12 protein-coding genes are annotated in these 13,018 nt (G+C 34.6%); 9 read left to right on the forward strand and 3 right to left on the reverse strand.

The window, feature by feature from the left end:
* Positions 1–320: 320 nt before the first annotated feature.
* Complete coding sequence (locus tag CGC49_RS01495) at positions 321–1,130, reverse strand: M48 family metallopeptidase (RefSeq protein WP_042006252.1); 810 nt, start codon at positions 1,128–1,130, stop codon at positions 321–323.
* 123 nt (positions 1,131–1,253) lie between these two features.
* Between CGC49_RS01495 and CGC49_RS01500 the strand changes: the two genes are divergently transcribed.
* The 9 genes from CGC49_RS01500 (at position 1,254) to truA (ending at position 11,044) form a co-directional block, all read left to right on the forward strand.
* Positions 1,254–1,904: a protein-L-isoaspartate(D-aspartate) O-methyltransferase gene (locus tag CGC49_RS01500; RefSeq protein ID WP_042006253.1), complete on the forward strand. Its 651-nt coding sequence runs from the start codon at positions 1,254–1,256 to the stop codon at positions 1,902–1,904.
* Positions 1,905–2,019: 115 nt separating this feature from the next.
* The gene (locus CGC49_RS01505) at positions 2,020–2,388 is read left to right on the forward strand and encodes a rhodanese-like domain-containing protein (protein ID WP_042006284.1); all 369 of its coding nucleotides are present in this window, start codon (positions 2,020–2,022) and stop codon (positions 2,386–2,388) included.
* A 60-nt stretch (positions 2,389–2,448) separates the two neighbouring features.
* The gene (locus tag CGC49_RS01510; RefSeq protein ID WP_111947367.1) at positions 2,449–2,661 is read left to right on the forward strand and encodes a hypothetical protein; all 213 of its coding nucleotides are present in this window, start codon (positions 2,449–2,451) and stop codon (positions 2,659–2,661) included.
* A gap of 308 nt (positions 2,662–2,969) precedes the next feature.
* The gene (locus CGC49_RS01515) at positions 2,970–3,887 is read left to right on the forward strand and encodes a YihY/virulence factor BrkB family protein (protein ID WP_042006254.1); all 918 of its coding nucleotides are present in this window, start codon (positions 2,970–2,972) and stop codon (positions 3,885–3,887) included.
* A complete protein-coding gene (gene priA / locus CGC49_RS01520) occupies positions 3,888–6,338 on the forward strand; it encodes a primosomal protein N' (RefSeq protein WP_095911699.1) in 2,451 nt (816 codons plus the stop codon).
* A gap of 191 nt (positions 6,339–6,529) precedes the next feature.
* Positions 6,530–7,822 carry a tyrosine--tRNA ligase gene (tyrS, locus tag CGC49_RS01525; RefSeq protein WP_095911700.1) on the forward strand — a complete coding sequence of 431 codons (1,293 nt, stop codon included), beginning with the start codon at positions 6,530–6,532 and terminating at the stop codon, positions 7,820–7,822.
* A 286-nt stretch (positions 7,823–8,108) separates the two neighbouring features.
* On the forward strand, positions 8,109–9,263 hold the full coding sequence (locus CGC49_RS01530; RefSeq protein ID WP_042344947.1) for a galactokinase: 1,155 nt from the start codon (positions 8,109–8,111) through the stop codon (positions 9,261–9,263).
* 3 nt (positions 9,264–9,266) lie between these two features.
* Positions 9,267–10,295, forward strand: a complete 1,029-nt coding sequence (locus tag CGC49_RS01535) for a dipeptide epimerase (RefSeq protein WP_095911701.1) — start codon at positions 9,267–9,269, stop codon at positions 10,293–10,295.
* 8 nt (positions 10,296–10,303) lie between these two features.
* Complete coding sequence (gene truA / locus CGC49_RS01540; RefSeq protein ID WP_042344949.1) at positions 10,304–11,044, forward strand: tRNA pseudouridine(38-40) synthase TruA; 741 nt, start codon at positions 10,304–10,306, stop codon at positions 11,042–11,044.
* 91 nt (positions 11,045–11,135) lie between these two features.
* Here the strand turns inward: truA and lysA are convergent, their stop codons facing one another.
* Positions 11,136–12,338, reverse strand: a complete 1,203-nt coding sequence (gene lysA, locus CGC49_RS01545; protein WP_042344950.1) for a diaminopimelate decarboxylase — start codon at positions 12,336–12,338, stop codon at positions 11,136–11,138.
* Between the two features lie 374 nt (positions 12,339–12,712).
* Complete coding sequence (locus CGC49_RS01550) at positions 12,713–13,012, reverse strand: co-chaperone YbbN (protein ID WP_042006264.1); 300 nt, start codon at positions 13,010–13,012, stop codon at positions 12,713–12,715.
* Positions 13,013–13,018 lie beyond the last annotated feature (6 nt).

Here is a 13,018-nt window from a genome sequence, read left to right on the forward strand (position 1 = left end):
GAAACCGTCCAAAATGTTAAAATACAAAACTTTTATCATCTTGAACAGCCCTTTAATACGCTCAACTTGGAAACAATAAAGCTACATCAACCGTTTTTTGCATTACTGATTTCCGTAATTACCCATCAAATTTTACAAAATATTACTCAACCCATATTCGTATACAGTACCATTAATACCAAGTCCGTATATTTTTTTGGCATTAGTAAAATTTTTATTTTTATTTGAGGTCATAAACACACAAATCCTCTAACTTAACTTAATTAAATAAGGGAATTTGCCTATTGATTGAAAATCTACTCTCAGAATACGAAAGTAACTTAGTTATATTGAAACGTTCTAATACCAAATTTTGCAGCTTCGGCTCTTGCTTTAGGAACCATACTTTTGAGATTAGCTATCCTTGAGGCATTTGAAGGGTGTGTACTGAGTAACTCAATGGTGCCACCTGAACTATTAGCATCCATGCGTTCCCATAGTCTTGGTGCTTCTTCTGGATCATATCCTGCTATTGCCATGATTTGAATTCCTATTTCATCCGCTTCCGTTTCATGGGCTCTACTAAAAGGAAGGGTTACTCCTACCTGAGAACCAACGTTATACGCCATATTAAACTCATCTAAATACTTACTGTTCTGTAAAGCTACGTTTCCTAACATTCCGACAAGTTGTTGTGTTGTACCTACACTCATGCGTCGAGCTCCATGGTCAGCCAAAGCATGTGCTATTTCGTGTCCCATAACCACCGCTAAGCCTGTTTCGGTTTGTGTGATAGGTAAAATTCCTGTGTAAACTACAATTTTTCCTCCTGGCATACACCAAGCATTTACCTGATCGCTTTGTACCAGATTATATTCCCATTGATAGTCCTTTAGATAATCTTTATATCCGTTATGTTCCAACCACATTTGAGCTGCTTTCGCAATACGTTGCCCCACTTTCTTTACCATTTCGGTTTCTTTAGTTCCAGTAATGACCTTATTTTCACTCAAAAAAGAAGAATATTGAGAAAAAGACAATGGAAATAAATTACTATTCGGCATAAAGTTAAACGTACTTTTACCTGTAAATGGATTCGTTTTGCATGAAAAAACGACCAACAGAATCACAATGATACTAATTCTCTTCATAAAATATTATATTGATATGTTTTCAGGGCAAAGTTAATAAAAAAAGTATGACTTTTGAACTAAATAATTTTACAAAAATGAAAAAAAAATAATACCTTTGCTCACTGAGGATAAACGATTGTTATGTTACAACTAAATGACACCTTGAAACATAAAGGAATGCGAAATCAGTTAGTTGATTTGCTCAGAACCAAAGGAATAAAAGACCAAGATGTTTTAGAGGCTATTCGCATAATTCCACGTCATTTGTTCATGGACAGCGGTTTTGAAATGCACGCCTATCAAGACAAGCCTTTTCCTATAGGAGAAGGACAGACAATTTCACAACCCTACACAGTGGCTTTTCAAACTGAATTATTAGAAGTTTCGGCAGGACAAAAGGTGCTGGAGATAGGTACTGGCAGTGGCTATCAGTCCTGTGTATTAGTTTTTTTAGGAGCAAGAGTTTATACGATTGAACGTCAACACAAATTGTTCAAACAAACGCAGTTGTTATTACCTAAATTAATGTCTCGTCTGCCAAAAATGTATTTTGGCGATGGTTATAAAGGTTTACCAAACGAAGCTCCATTCGATCGTATTTTAGTGACAGCAGGAGCTCCCGAAGTGCCTATGACGTTGTTATCTCAGTTAGCTATAGGGGGGCGATTAGTAGTACCTATTGGAATAGAAACCCAAGTAATGACCCTTTTTGAACGTATATCAGATACGGAATTTCACAAAACGGAATACGGTGATTTTCAATTTGTTCCAATGCTTAAAGATAAAACATAAGTAACATTCTTCTGTTTGTACAAGAGTAAGAATAATACCTAATTACTATGTGACCATATTATTCATGGTGAAATTTAATTATAATGAATGTAAATTGAATAAAAAACGAATACCTATGAAAAAATCAATTTTAATTTTAGCTATGGGACTTTTTTCTTGTAGTAACATTCCTTCAGAAAAAAACATCAAAATCAAAGACTATGAGCCAAAAGCTACTGACAAATTAGTGGATATACGCACTGCAGAAGAGTTTGCTGATGGACATCTGAAAGGAGCCGTTAATATAGATTTCTTTGAAGATGATTTCTTAGAAAATTTTGAAAAACAATACGATAAAGAGGATACTGTCTACATATATTGCAAAAGTGGTGGACGCAGTTCAAAAGCCTATGCAATACTCGAAAAGGCTGGGTTTAAAAACTTGATGCACTTAGATGGGGGTTTTATGCAGTGGAGCGGTGCAGGAAAACCTGTAGAAAAATAATTTAAAAGTATTTTAAATTAGATTCAAAAACAGAAAAATGTAAAAAATTTATTTTTGAATATGTACAAAAATTTGTACATTTGGCGAAATTTTAAGATTATGTTTGAATTTGACCAATATTTAGGATTTTTAGTGTTTTTAGGCATCGCAACTATCGGTTTTTGGTTGATGATTTTCCTATTGACTTTCGTAGTTCCTTACTGGGTAGGAGGAGCTATTATGGAAGCTATCAAAGAGAAAAGAGAAGCAAGAAAAGCTAAAAAATCAGCATAGCCACTTTTTGAGAGTTAAAAGCTCAAGCAGTACAAGATAATTGAAGATTTTTGCGAAGTAAAAACTTCGTAAAAATCTTTTTTTGTTCATATAATTTAATTTTAAAACCTATTTACAAGTTGCCATTAGCTTATTACTCGAGCTGCCAAAAATCTTTCGATTGTGAAATATTTTTTATACTTTTGTCATCAAGTGTAGTTCTTAGCCTAAAATTTACTGACTAAAAGAAAAGCTAATTACTTTCGAAATTAACGCTTAAAAAAACTCATCTTCAATTAGATAAATCACCCTACTTCAACAAAAAACATATGTCGGAAAAAATAGAACAAAAATTAGCTAAAATTCCTGTAGTGAAAAACCTTGTTGCATTACTGAAAAGAGTAACCATTTCGCAAAATAGTTTTTCTCTATACGATTTCTTAGAGCTTTACATTGTTGGGATTGTCAAGGGGGCATTGACCTATCGTGCTAGCGCTATTTCATTTAGTTTTTTCTTAGCTATTTTTCCGTTTTTGTTGTTTATACTGAATTTGATTCCGTACGTACCGATTGACACTTTTCAAATTGACGTTTGGAGTTTTATTGACGGGCTATTGCCTCCTGGCACTAATGAACTGTTTTCGAGTATTTTTTTTGACATAGCCGATAACCGCCGAGGAGGATTACTTTCATCAGTTTTTTTATTATCTATATTACTGATGACAAATGGAATAGTAGCTATTTTTGGAGGCTTTGAATCATCCTACCATGTACGAATAACACGTACTTACATCCGTCAGTATATGGTTGCTTTAATGGTAGCAATCATTATTGCTTTGCTGATTCTGATTGTGATAGCAATGTTTATTTACTATGGCATTTACATAGTTCCATACTTGGAGAGAACAGGACTACTTTACAGTACAGAAACTATCATTCAATGGTCAAAAATTGGTTTTGTAACTGTCATTATCTATTTAGCAACTTCTATTCTGTTTTTCTTTGGTACTAAGGAGGGTAAAAAAAGTAAGTTTTTTTCCATAGGTTCAATTCTGACAGTGTTATTATTTGCATTAACCACCTATTTGTTTGGTATTTACATCGAAAATTTTTCACAATACAATCAATTATATGGTTCCATTGGAGCATTGTTGATTTTTTTGTTGTACATTTGGTTAAATTCTAATATTCTTTTGTTGGGATTTGAACTCAACGCTTCGCTTTTACGACTTAAAAAAATACGATAAATGGCTTATTTCATTGACGTTATACTTCCCATTCCGTTGCGAAAACTATTCACATACAACGTAACTAAGGAAGAAGCTCATTTCCTAAAACCAGGGATGCGTGTTGCTGTACCTTTCGGGAAATCAAAAGTATATGCGGCTTTGGTAGAGAGTGTACACACTACAGAACCTTCATACGAAACCAAAGATATTGAGTATATTTTGGATGAAACCCCTATTGTAAATCATTCTCAATTACGACTTTGGAAATGGATTTCGGACTACTATATGTGTTGGTTGGGAGATGTATTTAAAGCAGCCATGCCATCAGCTTTTTTGTTAGAGAGTGAAACTATCGTGGAGAGGGACGAAACTGATTTGGAAATGACTCTTTTTTCGGATGATGAATGGATGGTTTATGAGGCATTATCCTATAAAACAGCACTCACTGCTAAGGAAATAAATCAAATTGTAGGAAAACGAAAAGCTTTGAAAGTGGTTAAAAGTTTATTAGAAAAAGGAGCCATTCGTATTTCTGAAAAAATATTTGAAAAATACGTACCTAAATTAGAAAAATACATTCGTTTGGCAGAAAAATACCAATCGGATGAAGGAATGAAAGCTGTTTTTGAGGATATCGGTAAGTCAGTAAAGCAAAAGCAATTATTAGTAGCCTATTTTAATTGGATGATGCGTAATAAACTTCCTCTAAAGGTAGAAAAATTGCTCTCCGATTCTAACGTTTCGGCTACTGTTTTGAAATCAGTGGTTGGAAAAGGAATTTTTGAGGAATATTACATCCAAAAAGACCGAATCAATTTCAAAGGTGAATTGATTGGAAGTAAATCGCTCAGCGAGGCTCAGCTAACAGCTTTAAAGCAAATTAATGAACAGTTTAATACTAACCAAGTTGTTTTATTTCAAGGAGTTACCGCTTCTGGAAAAACTGAAATCTACATACATCTGATTCAAAAATGTTTAGATGAAGGCAAACAAGTATTGTATTTATTACCTGAGATTGGACTTACGGAACATTTGATCAATCGTTTGAAAAAGCATTTCGGAGATAAATTAGGAGTATATCATTCCAAATATACAACTAATGAACGGGTCGAAGTTTGGAATAATGTACTCAATGAAAATATTAAAAATCAGCTAATTGTAGGAGTTCGTTCGTCCGTATTTCTACCTTTTTCCAATTTAGGATTAGTCATAATCGACGAGGAACACGATGCTTCTTACCAACAATTTGATCCTGCACCTCGTTTTCAAGCTCGTGACACAGCCATTATGTTAGCTAAAATACAGAATGCTAAGGTGTTACTAGGTTCGGCAACCCCCTCAATTGAAAGCCTGTACAATGCTAAGCGTAAAAAATATGGATTTGCGTATTTACTAAAACGATTTGGTGAGTTTCAATACCCTGATATTGAGTTGATTGATATTAGAGATAAACATTTTCGGAAACAGATGACAGGGCATTTTTCTGATAAACTTATCCAAGAGATACAAACTACCTTGTCGGAAGGACAGCAAATAATTCTATTCCAAAATCAACGAGGTTATGCTCCTGAAATACAATGTAAAAGTTGCGGAACAGTAGCTCAATGTCCCGCTTGTGACGTTAGTTTAACGTATCATCAAGGTAGGAAACAATTGCGTTGTCACTATTGCGGGTATGCTATTCCAATACTTGATAATTGTATTGCTTGTGGAAGTAATGAATTGATAACCAAAGGATTTGGAACAGAGCAAATCACAAAGGAATTGGCTCAACTTTTTCCTGAAGTGACCATTGACCGAATGGATCAAGATACCACAAGCGGAAAATATGGCTATCAAAAAATACTGTCGAAATTTGAGCAACAACAAACTCAAATTTTGGTGGGCACACAAATGATTAGTAAAGGATTAGATTTTGAAAATGTAGGTTTGGTAGGAGTGATGAACGCCGATTCGTTCATTCATTTTCCTGAGTATAAGGCTTATGAGCGTAGTTTCCAATTACTAATTCAGGTTTCTGGACGAGCAGGACGGAGTACTAGAAAAGGTAAAGTATTGATTCAGACTTACAATCCGAACCATCCGGTACTGAAACAGGTATTGGAACACAATTTTAGAGATATGTTCAACAATCAAATAGCTGAACGCAGGGAATTTTTGTATCCACCAATGGTTCGATTGATAAAAATTTCATTCAAACATGCCGATTTTAATAAAGTTACAGAAGGAGCCGATTGGTTTGGAAAATCATTACGTCAAGGATTTGAAAAACATACTGATATACATATTTTAGGCCCTGAAAGCCCTTTAGTTTCTCGTATACGAAATGAATATATCAAGGACATTCTACTGAAAATTCCTTTTACCCATTCCGCTGAAAACGTAAAAAAATACATTCTACGTACTCAAATTAGTTTTCAGGCTATCCCGAATTTTCGTTCAATTCGAGTGATTTACAACGTTAGTTAAGGAAAAATATCTTATTACAATATCTATAGCAAGGACAAAAAACGTATCTTTGCAAAATGAAAAATTTACTAGTGTATATCATACAAAATTGCGGATTTCTAATTTCACTAAGTATTTTTGATTTATGCATTTAAATAACTAAATAACAGTGTGTTAAAATAATTGATAATTATATAAGAATAATAAAAACAATGAAAAACTTCATACAGGAATTACAATGGCGTGGAATGATTCAGGATATGATGCCTGAAACGGAAGAACATCTTTTAGAGGGCGTACGCTCGGCGTATGTGGGAATTGACCCAACGGCGGATTCGCTCCACATCGGGCATTTGGTGGGGGTAATGATGCTCAAGCATTTTCAGAATTGCGGTCATAGACCTTATGCTCTTGTGGGGGGTGCTACGGGAATGGTGGGCGACCCATCGGGGAAATCTGCCGAGAGAAACCTTTTGACCAACGAGGTTTTAGAGCATAATATTGCAGGAATCAAAAAACAACTCTCAAAATTCCTTGATTTTGAAAGCAAAGCCGAAAACAGAGCTATTTTAGTCAACAATTACGATTGGATGAAAGATTTTTCATTCTTAAATTTCATTCGTGATATTGGGAAGCACATTACCGTGAATTATATGATGGCAAAAGATTCGGTAAAAAAACGCTTTGACCCAAAAGAAAACACAGAAGGAATGTCTTTTACCGAGTTTTCATATCAATTGTTGCAGGGCTACGACTTTTTGCACTTGTACAGAGAAAATGGTTTGACTTTACAAATGGGAGGCTCTGACCAATGGGGAAATATCACCACTGGAACGGAACTGATTAGAAGAATTGCCGGTGGAAAAGCCTACGCAATGACTTGTCCGCTGATTACCAAAGCCGATGGAACAAAATTCGGGAAATCCGAAGGAGGAAATATTTGGCTCGACCCTGAAAAAACTTCGCCGTATAAGTTTTACCAATATTGGCTCAACACTTCCGATACCGATGCCGAAAAGTACATCAAAATCTTTACGATGCTTACGCAAGAAGAGGTTGCCGAACTTACAAAACAACATCAAGAAGCGCCGCATTTGCGTATTTTACAGAAAAAATTGGCCGAAGAAATCACCGTAATGGTACATTCTCGAGAGGATTATGACAACGCTGTAAAGGCTTCGGAAATTCTGTTTGGAAATTCCACTTCCGAGAGTTTGAAAGGACTCAATAGTAAAATGTTTTTAGAAATTTTTGATGGTGTACCACAAAAAGAACTTACCAAAGAGGAAGTTATAGGTGCAAATATTGTGGAGTTACTTGCTGACCAATCAGGCTTTTTGAAATCACGTGGAGAAGCCCGTCGCGACCTTACAGCCAACGCTATTTCGGTTAATAAAGAAAAAGTAACAGAAGGGTTTGTAGCCTCTGAAAACGATTTGATAGACGGAAAATTTATCTTGTTACAAAAAGGCAAAAAAAATTATTTTGTAGTCGTGGTAAAGTAAAAGAAAATTATTCATTTGGAACGACTATTTTGTAGTTTTAAAATCACCGTTAATATAGTCATACTAATTTTTTATTCTAGCATAAGAAATTAATGAGCACAAAATGTATGACTTTTGAAACGAAAAAAGAGGTTTAATGCCTGATGATTAGTATCAAAACTACCAAATAATTTTATGAATATTATGGATTGAAAAATCTAAGAATATGTATTTTATTTTTCCAATATATTTTTGTAACTTTGATGTTCGTAAAATGACAAAAACAACTAAATAACACATACAAAATATGAAAGCATATATTCAAGAATCCTTTGAACAAGCATACGGAAAACCTGCTGACAAAATATTTTTTGCTCCTGCAAGAGTAAATCTGATAGGAGAACACATAGATTACAACGGAGGACTGGTAATGCCCTGTGCTTTAGGAAATGGAACTTATTTAGCAGTACGTAAGACAGAGGATAATATGTTTACTTTCAGGAGTTTGAACTTCCCTGATTCTGTTCATCAGGTTCCTGTAAACACTAAAGGATATACAAAACAAGATTCTCTTTGGATAAACTATCCATTGGGTTGTATTGACTATTTCACTCGTGAGGGGGCTACTCTATCAGGGTTGGAACTTTTGTTTTATGGCAATATTCCCAACGGAGGAGGATTGTCGTCATCTGCATCTATTGAATTGGTAACAACTTTTGCTTTGAACACTTTATTTGACTTAGGGAAAAATCAAGTCGAATTAGTTAAAATATCTCAACAAGTAGAAAATAAATTTGTGGGGGTAAACTGCGGTATTATGGATCAGTTTGCTATTGGTATGGGAAAAGAAGACCATGCTATTATTTTGGATTGTCAGACGTTAGAATATACCTACACACCTTTTGTTTTAAAAGACGATACATTACTGATTATCAATACCAATAAGGAACGTAAATTAGCCGATTCCAAATATAACGAGCGTAGAGCTACCTGTGAAGCAGCTTTAGAAATATTCAATAAAACCGAAAATTTCAAAGATTTGTGTTCTATCCCTGCGGAATATTTTGAAGCTAATAAGCATTTGCTTACTCCTGAAATGCAACAACGAGTGAAGCACGTAATTTATGAAAATTTACGTGTTAAAGCATCTGAAAAAGCATTAAAATTGGGTGATATAGAAAAATTTGGTGAGTTAATGTCAGCTTCACATAAATCACTGATGGAAGACTATGAAGTTACAGGGAAGGAATTGGATACTATCTATTTAGAAAGTGTTAATTTTGAAGGGGTTACAGGAGTTCGTATGACGGGAGCAGGTTTTGGAGGCTGTGCTATTGCGTTGGTAAAAAATGACCGTGTTGATGCTTACAAAAAGCATATTGAAAAAGTATACACCGAAAAAATAGGTTATGCTCCTTCGATTTATGATGTAAGTATTGGAGACGGTACGAGAGAAATATAGATAATGAAATTGTCTTGGTTTCCCTATGACTTACGCCTTCGGCATAGGTTTTCTGTTTCTGGACATTCGCGTAGTACCACACCTGTCGTTCTTACTAAAATAGAATACGATGGGCTGTGTGGGTATGGCGAAGCCTCTTTGCCTCCTTATTTAGGTGAGACAAAAATTTCTGTGATTGATTTCTTGAAAAAAATCGACTTCACAAGCTTTTCTTCTCCTATAGATATAGATGAGATTCTGGACTATGTCGATAGCCTCGCTATGAAGAATACAGCTGCCAAAGCATCTATTGATATTGCGTTGCACGATTTAGTTGGAAAAATCAACAATCAATCTTGGCACGAGTATTATCATTTAGACAAAAACAATATACCTGATACTACATTCACCATAGGCATTGATACTGATACAGTGGTTCGTGAGAAAACCAGGGAAGCTGTGGGACGTTTCAATATATTGAAAATAAAACTTGGAGGGAGGGATGATAAACAAATGTTACGGGCTGTACGTTCTGTAACGGATCTCCCTCTTGCGGTGGATGCCAACCAAGGATGGACAGATGTTTACCAAGCTATGGATACGATTTTCTGGTTACAAGAACAAGGTGTCGTTATGGTAGAACAGCCCATGCAAAAAGATGACTTAGATAATATAGCTCTCTTAACAGAGAGCAGTCCCTTGCCCATTTTCGCCGATGAGTCGGTTCAGCGTTTAGAAGATATTTCACGATTGAAAGGCGTTTTTTCAGGTATAAACATCAAATTGATGAAATGTACAGGAATGCGAGAAGCATGGAAAATGCGTGATTTGGCAAAGTCTCTTGGAATGAAAACAATGATGGGGTGTATGACCGAGACTTCTTGTGCTATTTCAGCTGCGGCACAACTCTGTGCAAATATGGATTTTGCCGACCTTGATGGAGCCTTGCTTATAGCCAACGATTGTTTCGATGGAGCCAAACTTATTAATGGAAAAATTATCCCATTGGATGATTCAGGAATTGGTGTAAAAAGTTTATTATCAAATTTTTAAATACAAAAATGAGGTATTTCATTGAATTTTCATACAATGGAAAAAATTACTTTGGTTGGCAACGTCAGCCTCATTCAGTTAGTGTGCAAGAAATATTAGAAAATAGTCTAAGCACATTACTGAGAACTCCTATTGAAGTAGTGGGGGCAGGACGCACAGATAGTGGTGTACACGCTCACCAAATGTTTGCCCATTTTGACATCGAAAAAGAGCTTGATAATCAATTGATTTACAGGCTTAATGCTTTTCTTCCAAAAGATATAGCCATTCATAAACTTCACCGTGTTACAGATCAAGCACATGCTCGTTTTGACGCTCTAAAACGTACCTATCAATATCATATTTCTATGAAAAAAGATGTGTTTGCCTACGAGTCAAGCATGTATTTGAATCTTCCTTTGGATCTTCCTAAAATGGAAATAGCTACAAAAAAATTATTTGATTATACTGATTTTCAGTGTTTTTCAAAATCCAATACAGATGTGAGAACTTATGATTGTAAAATCTACGATGCTTTTTGGCAACAGCAAGAGCATCATTTAATTTTTACGATTTCCGCAGATCGCTTCTTGCGAAATATGGTTCGAGCTATTGTGGGCACATTGCTGGATGTTGGCTTGGGAAAAATTTCCATTGTCGATTTCGAAAATATTATAAAAAGTAAGAATCGAAGTAAAGCAGGAAAATCTGTTCCTGCTTGTGGATTATTTTTAGTACAAGTGGAATATCCTCAAAGCTGTTTTATATGAAAAAACTTTGTCAAATCTTAAAGATTTGACAAAGTCATGAATCTGTGTTATAGATATTACTGAATATTAAATTGTTTAATTATTACCAATTCTAAAATATCTGAATTTGGTTTCTCAAAATATCATCAAAGGTTTCAGCCTGTCTGATGAGTTTTGCCTTTCCGTCGTGCCATAGAACTTCAGCGGGTTTCAAACGCGAATTATAGTTGCTTGACATCGAAAAACAGTATGCTCCTGCATTTCTGAAACAAAGAATATCTCCTTCGGAAATTTCAGCTATTTGTCGGTTAGAGGCAAAAGTATCTGTTTCACAGATATAACCTACCACCGAATAAAAACGTTTTTTTCCATTAGGGTTGGAAATATTTTCAATTTGATGAGTTGCTCCATAGAGCATCGGTCGAATCAGATGATTGAATCCTGTATCCACTCCAGCAAATACCGTTGAAGTAGTCTGCTTCACAACATTTACTTTTGCAAGAAAAAATCCTGCCTCACTGACTAAAAACTTTCCTGGCTCAAAAGCTAAAGCTAAATCTTTGCCATATTCTTTGCAAAATGCTAAAAATCTGCTTGAAAGTCGTTCGCCTAATTCTTCAATATTAGTTTGAATATCCCCCTCTTTATAAGGGACTTTAAATCCACTGCCAAAATCAAGAAATTCCAATCCTTCAAAATGTTTTGCTGTTTCAAAGAGAATTTCAGCAGCATACAGAAATACATCAATATCCAAAATATCACTTCCAGTATGCATGTGAATTCCATTAATTTGCATTTTGGTATTTTCAACAATACGCAGAATATGAGGTATTTGATGAATACTGATGCCAAATTTACTATCAATATGTCCGACTGAAATATTAGAATTTCCACCTGCCATTACATGCGGATTGATACGAATGCAGATAGGAATTTGTGGATATTTACTTCCAAATTGCTCTAAAATAGATAAATTATCAATATTGATTTGCACACCCAAAGCAGTGGCTTCTTCAATTTCCTCCAATGAAACTCCATTGGGAGTGAAAATTATTTGTTCAGGTGAAAAACCTGCTAATAAACCTAATTGTACTTCCTGAATGGAGACTGTATCCAATCCACTTCCTAAATTACGAAGCAGTCTCAAAACAGAAATATTAGAAAGAGCTTTAACTGCATAGTTCACTCTGAGGTTTGGAATAGTATTGAAAGCTGACGTAAGTCTTTGATATTGAGAAGTTATTTTCGTAGCGTCATACACGTACACTGGATTACCAAATTCATTAGCTATGGAAAGTAGGTCTGTTGTATTCATAATAGTTCTATTTTGAAATGCAAAAATACTATTTCTTTTTAACTACAAAATTTTTATGAAACAAAAAGTCAAAATACACACAAAAAGTTACAAATAAAACTTTCAAAGATGTGATTAATAAAGTATAAATCAAATTTTGCCATTAATCATTTCTTATTTCATTTTTAATAATGTGGTTATATACACTAAACAGACCTTTTCCATTCTATTTTGTATAAAATAAGAGTCATAATAAAACTATTTTCATCATGACTCTCACAAGCTTATATATAAGGTTTTTAAAATCTATCTTAAACTACATTTTCATTCCTAAAATTTAATAATGGAAAAATGTACTTTATCACAAAGGGCAAGATAAATCAAAATAAAAAATTTTATTGTAAGTATTTTACCAATTCAGTAATAAGCAGATTACTGCTGTGGAAACCTTCACCACGCCAAACTAATTCACGTTGATTGAATATGACAATCGTTGGTAATCCGTTGATTTTTAAAGCCTTTGTCAATTCTTTGTTTTTATCAACATCAATTTTAACAACTTTGACTTTATTTCCAAGTTGGGTAACTATTTCTTTCAGTACGCCATTCATCTGCACAGAAGTTTCATGCCAATCAGCATAAAAACAGAACAAAACAGGTACGTTAACATCTACTATATTTCCGAATTTATCCATTAATAT

This window comes from Capnocytophaga sp. H4358, from assembly GCF_002302515.1.
In the GTDB taxonomy this organism is placed as follows: Bacteria; Bacteroidota; Bacteroidia; order Flavobacteriales; family Flavobacteriaceae; genus Capnocytophaga; species Capnocytophaga canis.